At 68.3% G+C, this 18,764-nt stretch carries 18 protein-coding genes and 1 pseudogene; 13 read left to right on the plus strand and 6 right to left on the minus strand.

Translation table 11 applies throughout. From position 1 onward, the window contains the following. The first annotated feature begins 25 nt into the window (after positions 1 to 25). Both htpX and mobB read left to right on the plus strand, forming a co-directional pair. Complete coding sequence (htpX, locus tag V6M37_RS05930; RefSeq protein WP_332671752.1) at positions 26 to 868, plus strand: zinc metalloprotease HtpX; 843 nt, start codon at positions 26 to 28, stop codon at positions 866 to 868. A gap of 110 nt (positions 869 to 978) precedes the next feature. Then, positions 979 to 1,455, plus strand: a pseudogene (mobB, locus tag V6M37_RS05935) (molybdopterin-guanine dinucleotide biosynthesis protein B); the annotation flags it as partial. A 218-nt stretch (positions 1,456 to 1,673) separates the two neighbouring features. Here mobB and mobA read toward each other — a convergent pair. The 4 genes from mobA to V6M37_RS05955 form a co-directional block, all read right to left on the minus strand. Continuing rightward, a complete protein-coding gene (mobA, locus tag V6M37_RS05940; RefSeq protein WP_332671604.1) occupies positions 1,674 to 2,267 on the minus strand; it encodes a molybdenum cofactor guanylyltransferase MobA in 594 nt (197 codons plus the stop codon). Continuing rightward, positions 2,264 to 3,103: a formate dehydrogenase accessory sulfurtransferase FdhD gene (locus V6M37_RS05945; RefSeq protein ID WP_332671605.1), complete on the minus strand. Its 840-nt coding sequence runs from the start codon at positions 3,101 to 3,103 to the stop codon at positions 2,264 to 2,266. The genes mobA and V6M37_RS05945 overlap by 4 nt, the downstream gene beginning before the upstream one ends. 73 nt (positions 3,104 to 3,176) lie before the next feature. Then, positions 3,177 to 6,023 (minus strand): EAL domain-containing protein, encoded by a 2,847-nt coding sequence (locus tag V6M37_RS05950; protein WP_332671606.1) that lies wholly within the window; start codon positions 6,021 to 6,023, stop codon positions 3,177 to 3,179. Then, entirely contained in the window at positions 6,020 to 7,675 is a 1,656-nt protein-coding gene (locus V6M37_RS05955) for a FecR domain-containing protein (RefSeq protein ID WP_332671607.1), read from the minus strand. The genes V6M37_RS05950 and V6M37_RS05955 overlap by 4 nt, the downstream gene beginning before the upstream one ends. Before the next feature lie 211 nt (positions 7,676 to 7,886). On the opposite strand from V6M37_RS05955, the gene tpx reads away from it, so the two are divergent. Beyond that, positions 7,887 to 8,387: a thiol peroxidase gene (gene tpx, locus V6M37_RS05960; protein WP_332671608.1), complete on the plus strand. Its 501-nt coding sequence runs from the start codon at positions 7,887 to 7,889 to the stop codon at positions 8,385 to 8,387. Positions 8,388 to 8,428: 41 nt separating this feature from the next. On the opposite strand, the gene V6M37_RS05965 is transcribed toward tpx, so the two are convergent. Next, entirely contained in the window at positions 8,429 to 9,649 is a 1,221-nt protein-coding gene (locus V6M37_RS05965) for an MFS transporter (RefSeq protein ID WP_332671609.1), read from the minus strand. 189 nt (positions 9,650 to 9,838) lie between these two features. After that, positions 9,839 to 10,378: a CYTH domain-containing protein gene (locus tag V6M37_RS05970; protein ID WP_332671610.1), complete on the minus strand. Its 540-nt coding sequence runs from the start codon at positions 10,376 to 10,378 to the stop codon at positions 9,839 to 9,841. A 362-nt stretch (positions 10,379 to 10,740) separates the two neighbouring features. Between V6M37_RS05970 and V6M37_RS05975 the strand changes: the two genes are divergently transcribed. From V6M37_RS05975 to V6M37_RS06020, 10 genes are all read left to right on the plus strand, one after another. Further along, the gene (locus V6M37_RS05975) at positions 10,741 to 11,736 is read left to right on the plus strand and encodes a hypothetical protein (protein WP_332671611.1); all 996 of its coding nucleotides are present in this window, start codon (positions 10,741 to 10,743) and stop codon (positions 11,734 to 11,736) included. A 42-nt stretch (positions 11,737 to 11,778) separates the two neighbouring features. Further along, the gene (mnmG, locus tag V6M37_RS05980; protein ID WP_332671612.1) at positions 11,779 to 13,710 is read left to right on the plus strand and encodes a tRNA uridine-5-carboxymethylaminomethyl(34) synthesis enzyme MnmG; all 1,932 of its coding nucleotides are present in this window, start codon (positions 11,779 to 11,781) and stop codon (positions 13,708 to 13,710) included. Beyond that, entirely contained in the window at positions 13,707 to 14,342 is a 636-nt protein-coding gene (gene rsmG / locus V6M37_RS05985; protein ID WP_332671613.1) for a 16S rRNA (guanine(527)-N(7))-methyltransferase RsmG, read from the plus strand. Before mnmG ends, rsmG begins: the two co-directional genes overlap by 4 nt. After that, positions 14,343 to 15,113 carry a ParA family protein gene (locus V6M37_RS05990; RefSeq protein ID WP_332671614.1) on the plus strand — a complete coding sequence of 257 codons (771 nt, stop codon included), beginning with the start codon at positions 14,343 to 14,345 and terminating at the stop codon, positions 15,111 to 15,113. It begins immediately after the preceding gene. A 19-nt stretch (positions 15,114 to 15,132) separates the two neighbouring features. Continuing rightward, on the plus strand, positions 15,133 to 15,984 hold the full coding sequence (locus V6M37_RS05995) for a ParB/RepB/Spo0J family partition protein (protein ID WP_332671615.1): 852 nt from the start codon (positions 15,133 to 15,135) through the stop codon (positions 15,982 to 15,984). 240 nt (positions 15,985 to 16,224) lie between these two features. Continuing rightward, on the plus strand, positions 16,225 to 16,566 hold the full coding sequence (locus tag V6M37_RS06000; RefSeq protein WP_332671616.1) for an ATP synthase subunit I: 342 nt from the start codon (positions 16,225 to 16,227) through the stop codon (positions 16,564 to 16,566). Between the two features lie 2 nt (positions 16,567 to 16,568). Then, positions 16,569 to 17,399 (plus strand): F0F1 ATP synthase subunit A, encoded by an 831-nt coding sequence (gene atpB / locus V6M37_RS06005; protein WP_332671617.1) that lies wholly within the window; start codon positions 16,569 to 16,571, stop codon positions 17,397 to 17,399. A gap of 56 nt (positions 17,400 to 17,455) precedes the next feature. Next, complete coding sequence (gene atpE / locus V6M37_RS06010) at positions 17,456 to 17,704, plus strand: F0F1 ATP synthase subunit C (protein ID WP_312660409.1); 249 nt, start codon at positions 17,456 to 17,458, stop codon at positions 17,702 to 17,704. A 45-nt stretch (positions 17,705 to 17,749) separates the two neighbouring features. Beyond that, positions 17,750 to 18,223, plus strand: a complete 474-nt coding sequence (locus V6M37_RS06015; RefSeq protein WP_332671618.1) for a F0F1 ATP synthase subunit B — start codon at positions 17,750 to 17,752, stop codon at positions 18,221 to 18,223. A gap of 3 nt (positions 18,224 to 18,226) precedes the next feature. Then, complete coding sequence (locus V6M37_RS06020; protein ID WP_332671619.1) at positions 18,227 to 18,763, plus strand: F0F1 ATP synthase subunit delta; 537 nt, start codon at positions 18,227 to 18,229, stop codon at positions 18,761 to 18,763. Position 18,764 lies beyond the last annotated feature (1 nt).

The raw sequence follows: 18,764 nt of genomic DNA on the forward strand, positions 1-18,764 counted from the left end.
ACGGATAAAGGAAGGAAACGAAAACATGTTCGGCAACTGGGTCAAGACGTCGATTCTCATGGCGGGCATCGTCGCCTTGTTCGGCGCCATCGGCGCGATGATCGGCGGTCGGCAGGGGATGCTGCTGGCGCTGCTGTTCGGCGGCGCGATGAACCTATGGGCGTACTGGTTCTCCGACAAGATGGTGCTGAAGATGTACAAGGCACGGCAGGTCGACGAGACCGTATCGCCGTACCTCTACAACATGGTCCGCGAGCTCGCCTTCCGCGCGCAGTTGCCGATGCCGAAGGTCTACATCATCGACGAGGCGCAGCCGAACGCGTTCGCGACCGGGCGAAATCCGGAGAACGCCGCCGTGGCGGCGACGACCGGCATCATCCGCATGCTGTCCGAGCGCGAGCTGCGCGGCGTGATGGCGCACGAGCTCGCGCACGTGAAGAACCGCGACATCCTGATCTCGACGATTTCGGCGACCGTCGCCGGCGCGATCTCGGTGCTCGCGCAGTTCGGCATGTTCTTCGGCGGCCGCGACGAAGACCGCCCGCACCCGGCGCTGCAGATCCTCGTGATGATCCTCGCGCCGATCGCGGCGATGGTGATCCAGATGGCGATCTCGCGCACGCGCGAATTCGGCGCGGATCACGAAGGTTCGGACATTTCGGGCGACCCCGAAGCGCTCGCGAGCGCGCTCGCGAAGATCGACGCGCATGCGAAGGGAATCCCGATGCAGACCGCCGAGGCGCACCCCGAGACCGCGCAGATGATGATCATGAATCCGCTGTCCGGCGGCGGGCTGCGCGGACTGTTTTCGACGCACCCGTCGACGGAGGAACGCATCGCCCGCCTGCACGATCTCGCGCGACGCTGACGTGCCGCGGGTAGCGTGAAGCGGGCAATGGGGTTCGGCGGGCAGCGGCGGCTCCTGCGGGTCGAACCCGGGACGGCGGGACGTTTCGGCCCGGTGACGAGGAACGGCGCATGAAAGTCATCGGATTCGCCGGCTGGTCGGGCAGCGGCAAGACGTCGCTGATCGAGCAGGTCATCGGGCTGCTCGGCGCGCGCGGCCTCGCTGTATCGCTGATCAAGCACGCGCACCACACGTTCGACATCGACCACGAAGGCAAGGACTCGTGGCGTCACCGCAATGCCGGATGCCGCGAAGTGCTCGTCAGCTCGGGCCGCCGCTGGTCACTGATGCATGAACTGCGCGGTGAGCCGGAATTGCCGCTCGAGATGCTGCTCGGCAAGTTGTCCGACTGCGACCTCGTGCTCGTCGAAGGCTTCAAGCACGCGCCGATTCCGAAAATCGAGGTCTTTCGCGCCGAAGTCGGCGAGCCGCTGCTCTTTCCCGACGACCCTGACATCGTCGCGATCGTGACGGACGCGCCGCTGGAGACGCCGTTGCCGTGCCTCGATCTCAACGATCCGCGGCAGGTCGCCGACTTCGTCGTCGACGTCGCGTTCGGGCGGCAGGATGAGGGGGCGGCGCGCGAGGCGGCTGCCGGAGGAGCGGGAGCGGAAACCGTGGCGCCCGGCGTGGCCGGGTTACACAAGCGGCTGCCGAAGTAGACGGCCGAACGAGATTTCGCCGGCGCGCGACGACCGTCCGGGCCGGCGCACCCTTCGCCAGACGCCTGCTGCGGTGTCCAGGTGCTCGTGTGGCGCCGCCCCGCTCAGCCTTGCGCCGACAGGTTCCGCAGCTCGTCCGCCGTATTGATGTTGCGGAAAGCTTCTTCCTCGTCGTCGAAGCGCACTTCGACGATCTTCAGCGTAGCGTACCAACGATCCACTTTGCGCCCGCCCGCCGCGAGGAAGGCTTCGAGATGCGGCAGCACGTCGCGGCGGCACAGGCAGAACACCGGATGGGGCTGGTCGAAGGTGCGTGCGACGGCAAGCTCGGCGCCGGCCGCCGCGAGCGCCGTGTGCAGCCGCACGACGAGGTCGGCGGGCAGGAACGGCGAGTCGCACGGCGCCGTCGCGACGAGCGGATGCGATGCGCGCGACAGCGCGGCGTGCAGGCCGGCGAGCGGCCCGGCAAAGCCTTCGATCTCGTCGGCGAACACCGGGTAGCCGAATGCCGCGTAGCGTTCGCCGTTCCGGTTCGCGTTGATGATCAGCTCGTCGACTTGCGGGCGCAGGCGCTCGAGCACCCACTCGACCATCGTCCGCCCGCGGAACTCGGCGAGCCCCTTGTCGACGCCACCCATCCGCCGGCCGAGGCCGCCGGCGAGCACGACGCCAGTGATTCCGTCACGGGATGCACTCATCGCGAAAAACGCTCCTCTCCGGTGAACAGCAGGTAATGCCTGCCCTGCGCGCGCCCGATCATCGTCAGGCCGACCCGGCGCGCGATCTCCCACCCCATCTGCGTCAGGCCCGAGCGCGACACGAGAAAGGGGATGCCCATCTGCGCAGTCTTGATGACCATTTCGGACGTCAGCCGCCCCGTCGTGTAGAAAATCTTGTCGCCGCCTTCGAGGCCGTCGAGCCACATCTGGCCCGCGATCGCGTCGACCGCGTTGTGCCGCCCGACGTCCTCGACGAACATCAGGATCCGGCAGGCGTCGCCATCGGCCGCGGCGAGCGCGCAGCCGTGCACGGCGCCGGACTGCTTGTAGATCGACTCGTGATGCCGCACGGCTTCCATCAAAGCGTAAAGCGTGGCTTGGGTCAGGCGCCGGTCGGCGGGCAGGCGGACCGCGTCGATCTCGTCCATCAGGCCGCCGAACACCGTGCCCTGACCGCAACCCGATGTCACCGTCCGGCTGCCGAGCCGCTCGTCGGCGTCGCGCAGCCCGTGACGGGTCGTCACCGCGACCGCGTCGCTGTCCCAGTCGACCTGGACCGACGCGATGTCGTCGAGGCGCGTGACGAGGCGCTGGTTGCGCAGCCAGCCGATCGCGAGCGCTTCCGGCGCCGCCCCGAGCGTCATCAACGTGACGATCTCGCGGCGATCGACGTAGAGGGTCAGCGGAAACTCGCCGGCAATCGCGGTCGGCACGCGCTCGCCGCATTCGTTCCACGCGGCGATCGTCACCGTCAGCGGACGGCTGGCATGGCTCAGGATCGGGCGGCGCGATGCGTTGTCGCGGAAATCGCTCATTGGAAGGACAGGTCTCGGGCGGGACTCCATTCTATTCTGAACGGTCGGTGCGGCCACCAGGCCCGGAGCGTCGCTACAGCGCGGCCCGCCGCATGCCAGGCCGCGCCGTGGCCGTGAGCCACCGGCGCACTTCGTCGGCCGGCAGCGGTGGGGATGACAGCAGCCCTTGCGCGACGTTGCACCCGTAGCGGGCGAGGAAGTGCAGCTGGGACTGCGTCTCGACGCCCTCGGCGACCACCGTCATGCCAAGACCGTGCGCGAGCGCGATCGTGCCGCGCACGATTGCCGCGTCGTCGCCGTCGTTGGCGATGTCATGGACGAAGCTCTTGTCGATCTTCAGTTCCGAGATCGGAAAGCGCCGGAGCAGCGACAGCGACGAGTAGCCGGTGCCGAAATCGTCGACGGTGACGCCGACGCCGAGCCGGTCGACGCTGTACAGCAGCTGCGCGACGCGCTCGGCGTCGCGCATCGCGGTCGACTCCGTGAGCTCGATCTTGAGCATCCCCGGTTCGACGCCGTTGTCGGCGAGCGCGCCCTGGATCGTGTCGACGATGCTCATGTCAGAGCATTGCTGCGCCGAGACGTTGACGGCGATCGGGACCGCCGCCAGGCCGTCGGCCTTCCACCGCGCGGCCTGCGCGACCGCCTCGCGGATGACCCACTCGCCGATGCTGCGGATCAGGCCGCTTTCCTCCGCGGCGGGGATGAACGCATCCGGCCTGATCAACTCGCCGTCTGCCCGTCGCCACCGGATCAGGGCCTCCAGGCCGACGAGATCGCCGCTGCAGACGTCGACCTGCGGCTGGTAATGGAGCTCGAACTCGCGGTTCTGCAGCGCGACGCGCAGCGCGCTTTCCATCTTCAGCCGGTCGCGCGACGAGGTATTCATCTCGGGCGAATAGAAGGTGTAGCCGGTGCCGCCTTCGAGCTTCGCCCGATACATCGCGCGGTCGGCCATCAGCAGCAGCGTGCCGGCGTCGGTGCTGTCCCGCGGCCCGATGCCGATCCCGACGCTGCACGAGAGCACGAGCGAGGTGCCCGGCTCCGCTTCGACATCGCACCCGAGCAGGTCCAGCATCTTGCGCGCGACGAGGCCGGCGTCGAGGTGGTCGTCGAGGTTCTCCATCAGCACGACGAACTCGTCGCCGCCCCAGCGCGCGACGGTATCGCCGCTGCGCACTGCCGCCGTGAGGCGAGCCGCGACGACCTGGAGCACGCGGTCGCCGGCGTGGTGGCCGAGGGTGTCGTTGATGCGCTTGAAGCGGTCGAGGTCGACGAACAGCAGTGCCATCGTCGTGCGGCGGCGCTCGGCCAGCGCGAGCGCGTGGTGCAGGCGGTCGAGCAGCAGCGCGCGGTTCGGCAGCCCGGTCAGCGGGTCGTGCGTGGCCTCGTGTTCGAGCCGCGACGTCGCGGCGAGGGTCTCGGTGATGTCGTTGAACGCGAGCACTGCGCCGTCGCGTTTGCCGAGGGGCGAGACCGTCAGGCGCAGCGCGCAGGCTCCGCCGCCCGGCGCGCACCACTCGATCGGATCGGGCAGGTGGATCATCTCGCGCTTTTGCAGGCATGCGCGGAGCGTCTCTTCGATGTGCGCGCCCTGCCCGGTGAATGCGCCGAGCAGCGGGCCGAGCGGGCGCTGTTGCGCGTCGGTGAGCGCGATCCCGGTGAGACGCTCGGCGACCGGATTCATCAGCACGATGCGGGACGCTGCGTCGACGGTAACGACGGCGTCGGCGATCGAGCGCAGCGTCGCATCCGCGTCCCGTTGTGCACGCCGCAGTCCGCGGCGGGTGCGCCGAAGCTCGACGGCGAACGAGACGAGATAGCCGATCGCAAAGCCGATCGTCGCCGCGACCGGGGAGATCCATAGCTGAGCCAGCGCGAGGACGGCGCCGCTCGCGAGCGCCGGCAGCAGGATCGCGCTGCCGACACCGATTGCGCGGCCGAGGCGCAGAGGCGTCCCGACGACGGCTGGCACGGCGAGGAACAGCAGCGCGACGGCCAGCGTCAGCGCCGTTGCGGCGGTGCGATAAACCTGGCCGCTGCGTAGCGCTTCGTAGGCACGGGCATGGAACTCGACGGCGGGCATCCGCCCGATCCGATGCGATGCCGGCGTCGTCAGTCCGCCGTCGAGTCCGCTCGCGGTCGTGCCGATGAACACCGCCTTCTCGCGTAGCGCGGCCGAGCGCGCCGGCTGGTCGAGCAGCGTGACGGCCGACATCACGACGGGCGCGGTGCGTGCGTCCGGATAGGGCAGCAGCATTTCCCCGTCGCGCACCCAGACGGTCGAGGTCTTTCGCTGCCCGCCGCCGACCGGCCGGATGCCGGCGTCGCCGCCGTGACGCTCGGCGAGCTGCCGTGTCGCGAGCGCCAGCGCCGGCCACTGCGGCGAGCCGCTGCCCGCATGGCGGAAAGTGCGGCGCGCGAGGCCGTCGGCGTCGATCGCGACATCGACGTGACCGAGTGCCGCGGCCGGCGTGCCGAGCAGCGGCGTCGGCCGGGTCTCGACGACGCCGGGGCGGCCGCGACCCGCGCTCCGCGGCGCAACCGCCAGCACGACCCGTCCCGAGCGCGCGATCGCCGCTGCGAACTGCTCGTCACCGGGGCCGGGCTCGGCGAACAGGACCGCGATGGCGACGGCCGCGGCGTCCGCCTCCGCGAGGCGGTCGACGAACCTGGCGTGTACGCCGCGGCTCCACGGCCAGCGCCCGATCGCCGCAAGGCTCGCGTCGTCGATCGCGACGATCACCGAATCCGGGGGCTTGCCCGTCGGGCGAAACAGAGGCTCGAGCGCGTCGTAGGCGAACAGGTCGAGGCGTTGCAGCGGCGCCCACTGGCCGAGCAGGGCCACGCCGGCGAGCAGCATCGCGAGCAGCCAGCCGCCGCGGGATCCGAGCGCTCGCGCGAACCCGGCACGGGTCATAGCGCGAACAGCAGCGGCAACAGGACCACCAGTGCCCGCCAGTGGTTCGCCGGGACGACGAACTGCTGCGGCTTGCCCCACGGCCCGGCGGCGCCGTCGGGCTCGAAGCTGCGGATGCGCACATAGTAGGTGCCGGGCGGGGGCGTCTCGATCGACAGCACAGCGTCACGCGTTTCGACGCTGAAGTCGGGCGCCGCGAAATCCGCCTCGCGCGCGAACTGCAGCTCGTAGCGGGCGCTCTCGCCGGCACCGCGCCAGCGCAGTTCGAGGCGGCCGTCGCGCGCCTGGGGCGCTTCGGCGGACGGGCCCGGCGGCGGTCGGCGCAGCCGCTGCACGTCGGAGAACGGCCCGTGTCCCTCGGGGGCGGTCGTCAGCGCGACACGCCAGAAATAGCGGCCGGGCGCGAGCGCGATGTCGAGCGCCACGCCGGGCTCGTCGAGATGTTCGCTGTCGGCCAGCAGCGTGCCGAAGGTTTCGTCGGCGGCGAGCTGGAAATGGTACTGCCCGGGTTCGACGCTGCGGGTCCAGCCGAACGCGATGCGGTCGTCGACGACGACGCCGTCCTGCACCGGCAGGGTCGGGAACGGCGGCTCGGGGCGGGCGTCGACGACGATCTCGCGCCTGGCGTCGAGCCCTTCGAGTCCGCGCTCATCGATCGCCCGCACGCGCATCACGTAGTTCCCGTCCCCAAGCTCGGCGTGGCCGGGGACTTCCGGCGCACTGCCGACCTGGTCGGATGTGACGGCGGCCGCGGTGTCCCGCGGCGCGAGCTGCGTGCGGTAGCGCAGTGCCCCCGCGACCACCGGAAAAGGCAGCGCAAACGGCAGGCGCTCGACGCGCTCCGGCAGCGTCCCGAGCTGCGGCGCGGCGAGCAGCGCCGACGCGCGCTCGGGGGCCCGCCCCGGGACGACCATCGAACCGGTGCCCGCGCGCAGGCGGACGTCGCCGCGTGGATTGCTCAGCGAGACTTCGCCGCTGACGGTCTCGGCGCGCGCGCCCCCATCGGACGCCGCAACGCGGAACTCCGTGCCGCGCACGGCGGCGACGCCGGCCGGCGTCCGGATCCTGAAGCGGCCCCCGCCCTTGCCGACCGGTTCGACGTCATTCTCGAGTCGTCCGCGCAGCAACTGCAACTCGATCTGCTGCGCGTCGGAAGCGTTCAGCTGCCGCACCTCGGTGACGCGCACTTCGGAATCCTCGCCGATACGACTGCGGCTGCCGTCGGGAAATTCCAGCACCACGCTGGTCTCTTCCCCGGTGCGGATCACCGCGCCGCTCGAGAGCGTCATGTCCCTTGCCAACGGTGTCGTTTCACCATCCCGACGCAGCTCGGCCGCACCGTTGAGGTCGGAGACCCGGACCGTCGCGGGTTCGCCGCGCAACCACGCGACGGGGATGCGCAGCACGGTGCCCGGGGGGATTGCGTTGGGCTGTTCAATCCGGTTGTATTTCTGCAGACGCGGCCAGTAGTCGATGCTCCTCAGATAGCGCTGGGTCAGGTTCCAAGGATTGTCGCCGGGACGGACGACGTAGCGGATGTCCTCGTCGGCCGCGAGCGCAAGCGGGGCCGGCAGCGTGAGCGCGGCGACGAGCGACAGTGCCGCCGTGCACCGCGAAAGGAATCCGCCAGCCGTCCCGAACGATGTGCTCATCATCATTTCCGCCTCCGTGCCGAACCTGGATTTTAAGCGCCGATGCGGGGCGTCGGGATAGGGGTTCGGGATTACGTCTGCGACCGATCCGGGCGCCGGAAGCGTCGCCCGCCGCCAACCCGGCGACGCCGCCTTTCCCTCGCGCCGCGTTCGCGACTAGACTAGCCACGACGTAGGCATCGCGACACAGAACCCAAAGAGGAGACACAGCATGAGCACCGTTACCCTGGGCGGCAATCCGATCGAACTCGCCGGCAAGTTCCCGCAGAAGGGCGACACGGCGCCGCCGCTGTCGCTGGTCGGCGCCGATCTCGCCGACGTCACGCTCGACAACTACGCCGGCAAGCGCAAGGTGCTGAACATCGTGCCGAGCCTCGACACGCCGACGTGCGCCACGTCGACGCGCAAGTTCAACGCCGAGGCGGGCAAGCTCGACAACACGGTGGTACTGATCGTGTCGGGCGACCTGCCGTTCGCGGCGAAGCGCTTCTGCGTCGCCGAAGGGCTCGACAATGTCGTCACCCTGTCGACGATGCGGGGCCGCGGCTTCATGCGCGACTACGGCGTCGAAGTGACGTCGGGTCCGCTCGCGGGACTGACGGCGCGCGCGGTCGTCGTGCTCGACGCGGACAACAAGGTGCTGCATTCGCAACTCGTCGATGAAATCAAGAACGAGCCGGACTACGCGGCGGCGCTGGCGGCGCTGCAGTAAGGCGAAGTCGCGCGCGGTCCGGTAAGGGGCGAGCACGAGCGTCAAACGCCGGACGCCGCAGGGCGCAGCTGCAGGAGCATCGCCAGCAGCGCGACGGCCGCGAGCCCGCCGCCGGCGGCGAAGGTCCACGACGCGCCGAACGCGTCCCACAGCCAGCCTGCAAGCGCGCTCGCGATCAGCATCGCGACGCCGCTGACGAGATTGAAAAAACCGAACGCCGTGCCACGCAGCGCCGCCGGCGCGGTGTCGGCCACCATTCGCGCCAGCAGTCCCTGCGTGATCCCCATGTGCAGGCCCCACAGCCCGATACCGAGCGCGAGCGCGCCCCAGTGCGTGCTCGACGCGAGCGCGGCGTCCGCGGCGATCAGCACGACGAGGCCGACCGCGAGCAGCGTCGGGTGGCTGACGCGATCGGACAGCTGTCCGAACGGATACGCCGCCAGCGCATAGACGACGTTCATGCCGATCAGCACGAACGGCGTGTAAGCGATCGGCAGACCGCCGTCGGCCGCGCGCAGCACGAGAAAGGCTTCCGAGAAGCGCGCGAGCGTGAACATCGCGCCGATCGCGACGACCCACCAGTACGCGCGCGACAGCTGCTTCAGGTTCTCGCGCCGGATCGGGTTGACCGGGCCCGCGTCGCCCGGCCGTTTCGGCTCGCGCACGCCGACGATCAGCAGCGCGACCGACAGGAAACCCGGGATGATCGCGACCCAGAAGACCGCCCGGAAGTCGTTCGCCCACACGAGCATCAGCCCGACCGCGAGCAGCGGCCCGACGAACGCGCCGACCGTGTCGAGCGACTGGCGCAGGCCGAACGCGGCGCCGCGCACGCTTGCGGGGGCGAGGTCGGCGAGCAGCGCGTCGCGCGGCGCGCCGCGAATGCCTTTACCGACACGGTCGATCAGGCGAGCCGCGAGCACCATCCCGGAAGTCGTCGCCAGCGCGAACAGCGGTTTCGACAGCGCGCCGAGGCCATAGCCGAACACCGCGAGCGGTTTGCGCCGTCCCCAGTAGTCCGACAGGACACCGGAGAACACCTTGACGATCAACGCCGTCGCTTCCGCGGCGCCCTCGATCAAGCCGACCGTCAGCGCGCCGACCCCGAGCGAGGTCACGAGGAAGACCGGCAACAGACTGTGGATCAGCTCCGACGACACGTCCATCAGCAGGCTGACGAAGCCGAGCATCCAGACCGCGGCGGGCAAGGCGGGCCGCGTGCGCGGCGGATCGGTCTCGATTTGCGGCGAATTCCTGTTCATCGGGAAGCCGTCCCCTGTCGGTCGAAAGGCTCGTGCCGGCGAACGGGCCGTCCCGGAACCCGATCCATGACGGGGCCCCGCGCCGCGCCGGTCGTCGTGGTCCGGGTCAAGGGGTGTCGCGACTATCGCAGGTCGCCGCACGCCTCCGGCATTATGGCCTTGCCGAACCGGGCCCGGAAACCCCTCGTCTCAGTGCGCGATTCCGGCGCAGGCCGGGTGGGCCGCCGGGTGCATCGGCGCCGCATAGGCGATCCGGAGGTCGGGGAGCGTGGGACCTTCGAAGTGCGACAGGGCGAAGTTCGAATATCGCTTGTCGTAAGTGACTTCGGTCCCGACCCAGGGCGGCAGCGCGACCGCTTCGCCCTCGCCCCGCAGTTCGACCTCGGCCACGATCAGGCCGGCATGGCGCCCTTCGAACACGTCGATCTCGAAAACATGGGCGGCGAACGGGACGAGGTAGCGGGTTTTGCGAATCAGCCGGTTGCCGCACTGATGCTCGAGAATGCAGCGCGCGTCGTCGGCGGGAATCTCGTATTCGAACTCTTGGCGCGACAGCCCATAGCGCGGGCTTTTCAGGGTCAGATAACCCCGGCCCGCGCGCAGGCGCACCCGTGTCGTCATCGCGCCCGGCTCCTTCGCGACGTAGCCCTGCACGATCCGGTCGCCGCTTCTCCCTGCCAAGAAGCCGATGTCCCGGACGAGGAACCGACGTTCGATCTCTGTTGCCATGTTCGTCTTTGTCTTATTCGATTTCGGCGAATGCAATTATATGAGAAGGACGGGGCGCCGTTGCTGCGGTGCAATAAATCGCGATCACGCGAACCCGGCGACCGCCGAGCGCCTCCTCGATGATTGCGCGGAAACCACTACAGGCGTTCGCGTGCCTCCCGGACGCCCCTGCATTGGCGCGCGCTGCCGCCTGAGTTGTTACCGTTTGTAATACATCGGACACAAGCCGGCGGTAGCCTCGGCGCGTCGTATCACCTTGGTATTAGACGCGCCGCGATGAAGCGTTTCCTGCATCCTGTCATCTGCGCAGCGTGCAGGACCACTATGCGGCCTCGCTGGCGACGATCCACGGCGACCCGTCGATGGCCTCTCGCCTGAGCGCCGCCGCCGCCGAGTTCGAACGGCTCGCGCCGGCCGTCCTCGGGGATCCGCTGGCAGGGGATGCGGGAGCGCGGATCCTGCGGCAATGGCACTCGCTGGCCGCGACGCCTGCGGCGGACGCCGATGCCAGCCGCGCCGCGCACGAGGAAATCCTCGCCGGACTGTTCGGGTTGCGTGATGCCGTCGTCGACCGCAGCGGGCTGAGCCTGAACGACGACGTCGCGGTCCAGACGCTGGTGGACCTCCTGAACAGCCAGCTGGTGCCGTTGCTGCAGAACCTCGGACAGGCGCGCGACGTCGGTGTCGGAATCCTCGCGCGCGGGCGCATCGGGATGTCGCAGCGCGACGCGATGAGCGCCGTGCGCGGCAGTTTCGATCCGCTGCTGACGTGGATCGCCAAGAGCGTCGAGAGGACGGTCGCGATCGCGCCCGAGCTGGCGCCGGTGTTGGCCGAACCGCTCGGGACGCTGAACGCCGCGACGCTCGGCATCCAGGAATACCTCACGACGAAGCTGATCAACACCAGCGATCTCGACGTTCCGCTGCTCGATTACCACGACAAGGGAAGCGGCGCGCTCGACGCCGGGATCGCGTTCGCGGACCGGCTGATGCCGCAGCTCGACCGCATGCTGGCGGGCCGCGAGGCGCATTTTCACTCGCGCTTCCTATGGACGGCGGTCATGCTCGGCGTGACGAGGGTCGCGGCGTATGTAGTTGTGCGGGCGGCGATGCGGCGCTGCAGAGGGGGCGCCGCGCGGAATCGCTCGCCGCGCGCGCCGGCTCCGCAGCCTCGCGGCGCAAGGCGCGACGCGACCCTCGTTCGCGAGGCCGCCCGGCGGCAGGAGCGCGGGATTCCGCGCGCCTGCGGTGGAACGTTTCCGCTGAAAAGCGGGCGGGACGGTAACGGCCTGTTCGTATTGGGATTTTTCGTGGAACATCGGTGCGGCGGGCTGGGCTTTCGCGCCGCAAGAGCGTAAAATTCGGGCCCTTCCGCTCCATCCGCTTCACGGCCCCCACCCATGCTCTATCCCTCCCCTTTCGACGTCATCGTCGTCGGCGGCGGCCACGCCGGCACCGAGGCCGCGCTCGCCGCCGCCCGCATGGGCGCGAAGACGCTACTGCTCACGCACAACATCGAGACGCTCGGCCAGATGAGCTGCAACCCGTCGATCGGCGGCATCGGCAAGGGGCACCTCGTCAAGGAAGTCGATGCGTTGGGGGGCGCGATGGCGGCGGTGACCGACGAGGGCGGCATCCAGTTCCGCATCCTCAACGCGTCGAAAGGCCCGGCGGTGCGCGCGACGCGCGCGCAGGCCGACCGCGTGCTGTACAAGGCCGCGATCCGCCGCCGTCTCGAGAACCAGCCGAATCTGTGGCTGTTCCAGCAGGCGGTCGACGACATCACCGTCGTCGGCGACCGCGTCACCGGCGTCGTCACGCAGATCGGCCTCGCGTTCGAGGCGCCGGCGGTCGTGCTGACCGCCGGTACCTTCCTCAACGGCCTGATCCACGTCGGACTCGACAACTATTCGGCTGGACGCGCGGGTGATCCCCCGGCGATCTCGCTCGGGCAGCGGTTGAAGGAGCTGAAGCTGCCGCAGGGACGGTTGAAGACCGGCACGCCGCCGCGCCTCGACGCGCGCTCGATCGACTTCTCGGTGATGCAGGAGCAGCCCGGCGACGATCCGGTGCCGGTGTTCAGCTTCCTCGGCTCTGCCTCCCAGCACCCGAGGCAGCTGCCGTGCTGGATCACGCACACCAACGAGCGCACGCACGACATCATCCGTGCGAACCTCGACCGCTCCCCGATGTACTCCGGGGTCATCGAAGGCGTCGGCCCGCGCTACTGCCCTTCGATCGAGGACAAGATCCATCGCTTCGCCGACAAGACGAGCCACAACATCTTCCTCGAACCCGAAGGCCTGACGACCAACGAGATCTACCCGAACGGGATCTCGACCTCGCTGCCGTTCGACGTGCAGCTCGCGGTCGTGCGCTCGATCCGCGGCCTCGAGAACGCGTACATCCTGCGCCCCGGCTATGCGATCGAGTACGACTACTTCGACCCGAGGAACCTCAAGAGCAGCCTCGAGACGAAGTCCATCCACGGCCTGTTCTTCGCCGGCCAGATCAATGGCACGACCGGCTATGAGGAAGCGGCGGCGCAGGGGCTGCTGGCCGGCGCGAACGCGGCGCTCCAGGCGCAGGGGCGCGCGCCGTGGTGCCCGCGCCGCGACGAAGCCTACCTCGGCGTGCTCGTCGACGACCTCGTCACGCGCGGCGTCGCCGAGCCGTACCGGATGTTCACGTCGCGTGCCGAATATCGGCTCTCGTTGCGCGAGGACAACGCGGACCTGCGGCTCACCGAGAAGGGCCGCGAGCTGGGCCTCGTCGACGACGCGCGCTGGGACGCGTTCTGCCGCAAGCGCGACGCGATCGAGCGCGAAACCGCACGGCTGAAGGCGACTTGGGCGCATCCCGAACGCGTGCCGGCCGAGGACGCCGAACGCGTCGTCGGCAAGGCGCTCGAGCGCGAATACCGCTTCTTCGAGCTGCTGCGCCGGCCGAACACGCGCTACGTCGACCTGATGGGGATGCCGGGCGCGCCGCAGGATCCCGAGACCGACGCACAAGTCATCGAGCAGCTCGAGATCGCGGCGAAATACCAGGGCTACATCGACCGCCAGCACGACGAAGTCGCGAAGCAGCTGCAGGCCGAATCGACGCGGCTGCCGGCGGACCTCGACTACGCGGACGTGCGCGGGCTGTCGAAGGAAGTGCAGCAGAAGCTGAACCAGCACAAGCCTGAGACGGTCGGCCAGGCGGGTCGCATCCAGGGCGTGACGCCGGCGGCGATCTCGCTCTTGCTCGTATGGCTGAAGCGCCGCGAGCTCGCGCAACGCGCGGCGGGCGATGCGGCGGCGAACGCGGCCGGGAACGCCGCGCCATGAACGCGGATGCCCTCGATGCCGGGCTCGACGCGCTCGGCCTTTCGCTGTCGGTCGCGGCGCAGGCCCGGCTGATGTCGTTCGCCGCGCTGCTGCACAAGTGGAACAAGGTCTATAACCTGACGTCGATCCGCGACGCCGCCGAGGTCGTCACGCATCACCTGCTCGACTCGCTCGCGGTGCTGCCGCATCTCGACGGCATCGCGACGCTCGCCGACGTCGGCTCCGGCGGTGGGCTGCCGGGGATCCCGCTCGCGATCGCCGCCGCCGAGAGCCGCCCGCGCCTCGCGATCACGTCGATCGAGACGGTCAACAAGAAGGCGAGCTTCCAGCAGCAGGCGAAGATCGAGCTCGCGCTCGCCAACTTCTCGGTGGTGAACGAGCGCGTCGAGAACGTCCGGCCCGAGGCGCCGTTCGACGCGGTGATTTCGCGCGCCTTCTCCGAACTCTCCGACTTCGTCGGCCTCACCGCCCACCTGCTGCGACCGGGCGGACATTTCCTCGCGATGAAGGGCGTGTATCCTCGTGACGAAATCGCGCGGCTCCCGGTCACTTTCCGCGTCGTCGAGACCGTCCCGCTCGCGGTCCCCGGCCTCCGCGCCGAACGTCACCTGATCATCCTCGAAAGGAACTGAATGGCCCGGATCTTCTGCGTTGCGAACCAGAAAGGCGGCGTCGGCAAGACGACGACCTGCGTGAACCTCGCAGCCGCGCTGCAGCAGGCGGGCCAGCGCACGCTGCTCGTCGACCTCGATCCGCAGGGCAACGCGACGATGGGCAGCGGCATCGACAAGCGGGCGGTGCCGAAGTCCATCTATCACCTCCTCGTTGGGCTCGCGACGCTCGACGAGGCGCGCGCGAAATCGCCGACCGGCGGCTACGACGTCCTGCCGGCGAACCGCGACCTGGCCGGCGCGGAAGTCGAGCTCGTCGATATCGAACGGCGCGAGAATCGCCTGCGCGACGCGCTGAAGCGCTTCGACGCCGACTACGACTTCGTCCTCGTCGATTGTCCCCCGGCCTTGTCGATGCTGACGCTGAACGGTCTGTGCGCCGCGCACGGCGTGATCATCCCGATGCAGTGCGAGTACTACGCGCTCGAAGGCCTCTCCGACCTCGTCAACACGATCAAGAAGGTGCACGCGAACCTCAACCGCGACCTGAAGATCATCGGCCTGCTGCGCGTGATGTTCGACGCGCGCATGACGCTGCAGCAGCAGGTGTCCGCGCAGCTCGAGAGCCACTTCGGCGACAAGGTGTTCCGCGCGATCGTGCCGCGCAACGTGCGGCTCGCCGAGGCGCCGAGCCACGGCATGCCGGGCGTCGTGTTCGATCGCGCGGCGAAAGGCGCGCAGGCGTACATGGCGTTCGCCGGCGAGATGATCGAGCGCGCCGCCGCGTTCTGAGCGACTTCGAGGATTCCCGATGACCCGACCCAAACTCAAAGGCCTCGGCCGCGGCCTCGACGCGCTGCTCGCGGCGAACCAGGACGACGACACGGAGCGCGGCGAACTGCAGACGCTCCCGGTCGGCGACTTGCAGCCGGGCAAGTACCAGCCGCGCACGCGGATGGACCCCGGCTCGCTCGAGGAGCTGGCGGCGTCGATCAAGGCGCAGGGCGTGATGCAGCCGATCCTCGTGCGGCCGCTCGACGGTGCGAGGTACGAAATCATCGCCGGCGAACGGCGCTGGCGGGCGGCGCGGATCGCCGAACTCGCCGACGTGCCGTGCCTCGTCCGCGAGATCCCCGACGACGCGGCGCTCGCGATGTCGTTGATCGAGAACATCCAGCGCGAGGACCTGAATCCGCTCGAGGAGGCCGGCGGCATCCAGCGTCTGATCGACGAATTCGGCATGACGCACCAGCAGGCGGCCGACGCGGTCGGGCGGTCGCGGCCGGCCGCATCGAACCTGCTGCGCCTGCTGAATCTCGCCGGCCCCGTGCAGGAGCTGCTGATGGCGGGCGACATCGACATGGGCCATGCGCGGGCGATCCTGCCGCTCGACGGCGCGAGCCAGATCCAGCTCGCGAACCACGTCGCGGCACGCGGCCTGTCGGTGCGCGAGACCGAGCGGCTGGTGCAACAGACGCTGAGCCCGCGCCAGAAAAAGGCCGAACGCGAACCGGACCGCGACCTGTTGCGACTCGAAGAGGAGATCGCCGACGCGCTCGGCGCAACGGTGAAGATCAGGGCGAACCGCAAGGGCGCCGGCGAAGTCAGCATCCGCTTCGGCGACCTCGACCAGCTCGACGGCCTGCTAAGCCGGCTGCGCTGAGGGCCGGTGCGAGGGCGCCGAGGCGCGCCGAATGCGTCCGTCGCACCGCGCGAGCCGTTCCTCGGAACCTCCCTTTCAGCGCTTTTTCCCCGCGTGCCGGGACATCTTGTATAAGATGCAGGACCTCGCGGGAAAACCGGGTCGCATCCCGACGAAAGTTTGACTTTATCGAGGTTAACCCCTAGTATTCGCGAAATTTTTTGGCGACAGGCGCATAAGCGCAGCGCGTCGGCGGATCCCATGTTCAAGATGGTTTTCCTGCAGCTTGGCGCGACGATCGCGGCAACGGCCATCGCGGCCGTTTTTTTCGGTCTGCGCGGCGCGGTGTCGGCTGCCTTGGGCGGCCTGTCCTGCGTCCTGCCGAATGCGTTCTTCGCCGTCCGGCTGCATTTCGCCGCGAAGCGCCCGGGCGGAGCGAACGTGGCGGTTTTCTTCATCGGCGAGTTCTTCAAGATCGCGTCGATCGTGGGTTTGTTGGTGCTGGTCGAGCGGTCCTATGAAGGCCTCCACTGGGGGGCGCTCTTCATCGGCCTGATCCTGGCGCTGAAGGCGAATTTATTTGCATTTATGGTGAAGACCTGACCATGGCTACCGAAGCACCGACCTCCGGCGAATACATCGTCCACCACCTCACCCATATGAACTCCACCGGTCACGCCCAAAAGGCGGTCATCGACTGGAGCATATGGAACCTCGACACCCTGTTCTTCTCGATCCTCATCGGTGTCGTCACGCTGTTCTTCCTGATTCGCGCCGCGCGCAAGGCGACGCCGGGTGTCCCCGGCCGCTTCCAGGCCGCCGTAGAGATCCTCGTCGAAATGGTCGCCGATCAGGCAAAGGGCATCGTCCATAGTGCCGAGTCGCGCAAGTTCGTCGCGCCGGTCGCGCTGACCGTGTTCCTCTGGATCTTCCTGATGAACTCGATGGACTTCCTGCCGGTCGATCTGCTGCCGCGCGTCTGGGCCGCGATCTCGGGCAACGAGCATGCCTATCTGCGCGTCGTGCCGACTGCCGACCTCAACGGCACCCTCGGCATGTCGATCGGCGTGCTGCTGATCTGCCTCTACTACAACGTCAAGATCAAGGGCGTCTCCGGCTGGATCCACGAACTCTTCACGGCGCCGTTCGGCAGTCATCCGCTGCTGTGGCCGATCAATTTCCTGATGCAGATCATCGAGTTCCTCGCGAAGACCATTTCGCACGGCATGCGGCTGTTCGGCAACATGTACGCCGGCGAGCTGATCTTCATGCTGATCGCGCTGCTCGGCGGCACCGCGACGGTGTTCGGTTTCCTCGGCCATATCGTCGCCGGTTCGATCTGGGCGGTATTCCACATCCTGATCGTCGCGCTGCAGGCGTTCATCTTCATGATGCTGACGCTGGTCTACATCGGCCAGGCGCACGAAAGCCACTAACGGTTCGCAGTACCCGGTTTCTTCAACTTCAATCACTTTTTACTCAAGGAGTCGTCATGGAAAACGTTCTGGGTTTGGTTGCTCTGGCTGCTGGTCTGATCATCGGTCTGGGTGCTATCGGCGCTTGTATCGGTATCGGCATCATGGGCTCCAAGTACCTCGAAGCTTCGGCCCGTCAGCCCGAGCTGATGAACGCGCTGCAAACCAAAATGTTCCTGCTGGCCGGTCTGATCGACGCTGCGTTCCTGATCGGCGTCGGTATCGCGATGATGTTCGCCTTCGCCAACCCGTTCCAGCTCGTTTGATCGGTTCGAGTTCGCCTCTTTGACAACAACTGAGGGACAAGAACAGTGAATTTGAACGCAACCCTGATAGCCCAGCTCGTTGTGTTCTTCATTCTGGCGTGGGTCACGATGAAGTTCGTGTGGCCCCCCATCGTGAAGGCGCTCGACGAGCGTGCGAAGAAGATCGCGGACGGGCTTGCGGCTGCGGACAAGGCCCGGGCCGACCTCTCGCTCGCCGAGAAGAAGGTCGTCGAGGAACTGCGCAAGGCCCGCGAATCCGCGGGCGACGTGCGCGCTACCGCTGAAAAGCAGGCAGCGAAGTTCCTCGACGATGCCCGCGCCGAAGCCGCCCGCATCGTCGCCCAGGCCCGCGAAGCCGCCGAAGCCGAAGCAGGCGCCGCCTCCCAGCGCGCGAAGGAAGCCTTGCGTGACCAGGTCGCCCATCTGGCCGTCGCCGGTGCCGAAAAGATCCTGCGCCGCGAGATCAATGCCCAGGTGCATGCCGACCTGCTCGCCAACCTGAAAACGGAACTGCAATAAGTCATGGCCGAGAACGTCACCATCGCGCGCCCCTATGCGGATGCCGCCTTCGAGCTGGCCCGCGGGGCAGGTGCGCTGGGGCCTTGGTCGGAAGCGCTCGATCGACTCGCTGCAGCAGCAGCGGACGCGTCGATGAAAGCCTGCATCAGCAATCCGCAGCTGTCATCCGATCAGCTGTATCAGCTGTTCCTTGACATTGCGGGACAAGGCTTCACCCCCGAGCTGCAGAATTTCGTCCGTGTCCTCGTCGACAACGAACGCCTGCAGGTGCTTCCGGAGATCCGTGACCTGTTCGTTGAACTCAAGAACGAACATGAGGGCGTCAAGGAGGCCGAAATCGCCTCCGCCTTCCCGCTCGACGATGCCACGCTGGCGAACCTGAAGGCCGATCTTGAGAACCGTTTCAAGACCCGGCTGAACGTCCGCGTCAGCCTCGACCCCGAACTCATCGGCGGGGTCCGCATCGCCATTGGCGACGAAGTGATCGACGCCTCGGTCCGCGGCAAGCTCGCGAACATGGCCGCTGCGCTAAAGAACTAGG

The sequence above is a fragment of the Aromatoleum sp. genome (assembly GCF_036675785.1).
Classification (GTDB): domain Bacteria; phylum Pseudomonadota; class Gammaproteobacteria; order Burkholderiales; family Rhodocyclaceae; genus Aromatoleum.

What these genes read in the sequence shown, in the direction of transcription:
- htpX (WP_332671752.1), top strand. Translation starts at nt 26, where the DNA reads ATGTTCGGCAACTGGGTCAAGACGTCGATTCTCATGGCGGGCATCGTC.
- mobA (WP_332671604.1), bottom strand. Translation starts at nt 2,267, where the DNA reads ATGAGTGCATCCCGTGACGGAATCACTGGCGTCGTGCTCGCCGGCGGC.
- V6M37_RS05945 (WP_332671605.1), bottom strand. Translation starts at nt 3,103, where the DNA reads ATGAGCGATTTCCGCGACAACGCATCGCGCCGCCCGATCCTGAGCCAT.
- V6M37_RS05950 (WP_332671606.1), bottom strand. Translation starts at nt 6,023, where the DNA reads ATGACCCGTGCCGGGTTCGCGCGAGCGCTCGGATCCCGCGGCGGCTGG.
- V6M37_RS05955 (WP_332671607.1), bottom strand. Translation starts at nt 7,675, where the DNA reads ATGAGCACATCGTTCGGGACGGCTGGCGGATTCCTTTCGCGGTGCACG.
- tpx (WP_332671608.1), top strand. Translation starts at nt 7,887, where the DNA reads ATGAGCACCGTTACCCTGGGCGGCAATCCGATCGAACTCGCCGGCAAG.
- V6M37_RS05965 (WP_332671609.1), bottom strand. Translation starts at nt 9,649, where the DNA reads ATGAACAGGAATTCGCCGCAAATCGAGACCGATCCGCCGCGCACGCGG.
- V6M37_RS05970 (WP_332671610.1), bottom strand. Translation starts at nt 10,378, where the DNA reads ATGGCAACAGAGATCGAACGTCGGTTCCTCGTCCGGGACATCGGCTTC.
- V6M37_RS05975 (WP_332671611.1), top strand. Translation starts at nt 10,741, where the DNA reads ATGGCCTCTCGCCTGAGCGCCGCCGCCGCCGAGTTCGAACGGCTCGCG.
- mnmG (WP_332671612.1), top strand. Translation starts at nt 11,779, where the DNA reads ATGCTCTATCCCTCCCCTTTCGACGTCATCGTCGTCGGCGGCGGCCAC.
- rsmG (WP_332671613.1), top strand. Translation starts at nt 13,707, where the DNA reads ATGAACGCGGATGCCCTCGATGCCGGGCTCGACGCGCTCGGCCTTTCG.
- V6M37_RS05990 (WP_332671614.1), top strand. Translation starts at nt 14,343, where the DNA reads ATGGCCCGGATCTTCTGCGTTGCGAACCAGAAAGGCGGCGTCGGCAAG.
- V6M37_RS05995 (WP_332671615.1), top strand. Translation starts at nt 15,133, where the DNA reads ATGACCCGACCCAAACTCAAAGGCCTCGGCCGCGGCCTCGACGCGCTG.
- V6M37_RS06000 (WP_332671616.1), top strand. Translation starts at nt 16,225, where the DNA reads ATGTTCAAGATGGTTTTCCTGCAGCTTGGCGCGACGATCGCGGCAACG.
- atpB (WP_332671617.1), top strand. Translation starts at nt 16,569, where the DNA reads ATGGCTACCGAAGCACCGACCTCCGGCGAATACATCGTCCACCACCTC.
- atpE (WP_312660409.1), top strand. Translation starts at nt 17,456, where the DNA reads ATGGAAAACGTTCTGGGTTTGGTTGCTCTGGCTGCTGGTCTGATCATC.
- V6M37_RS06020 (WP_332671619.1), top strand. Translation starts at nt 18,227, where the DNA reads ATGGCCGAGAACGTCACCATCGCGCGCCCCTATGCGGATGCCGCCTTC.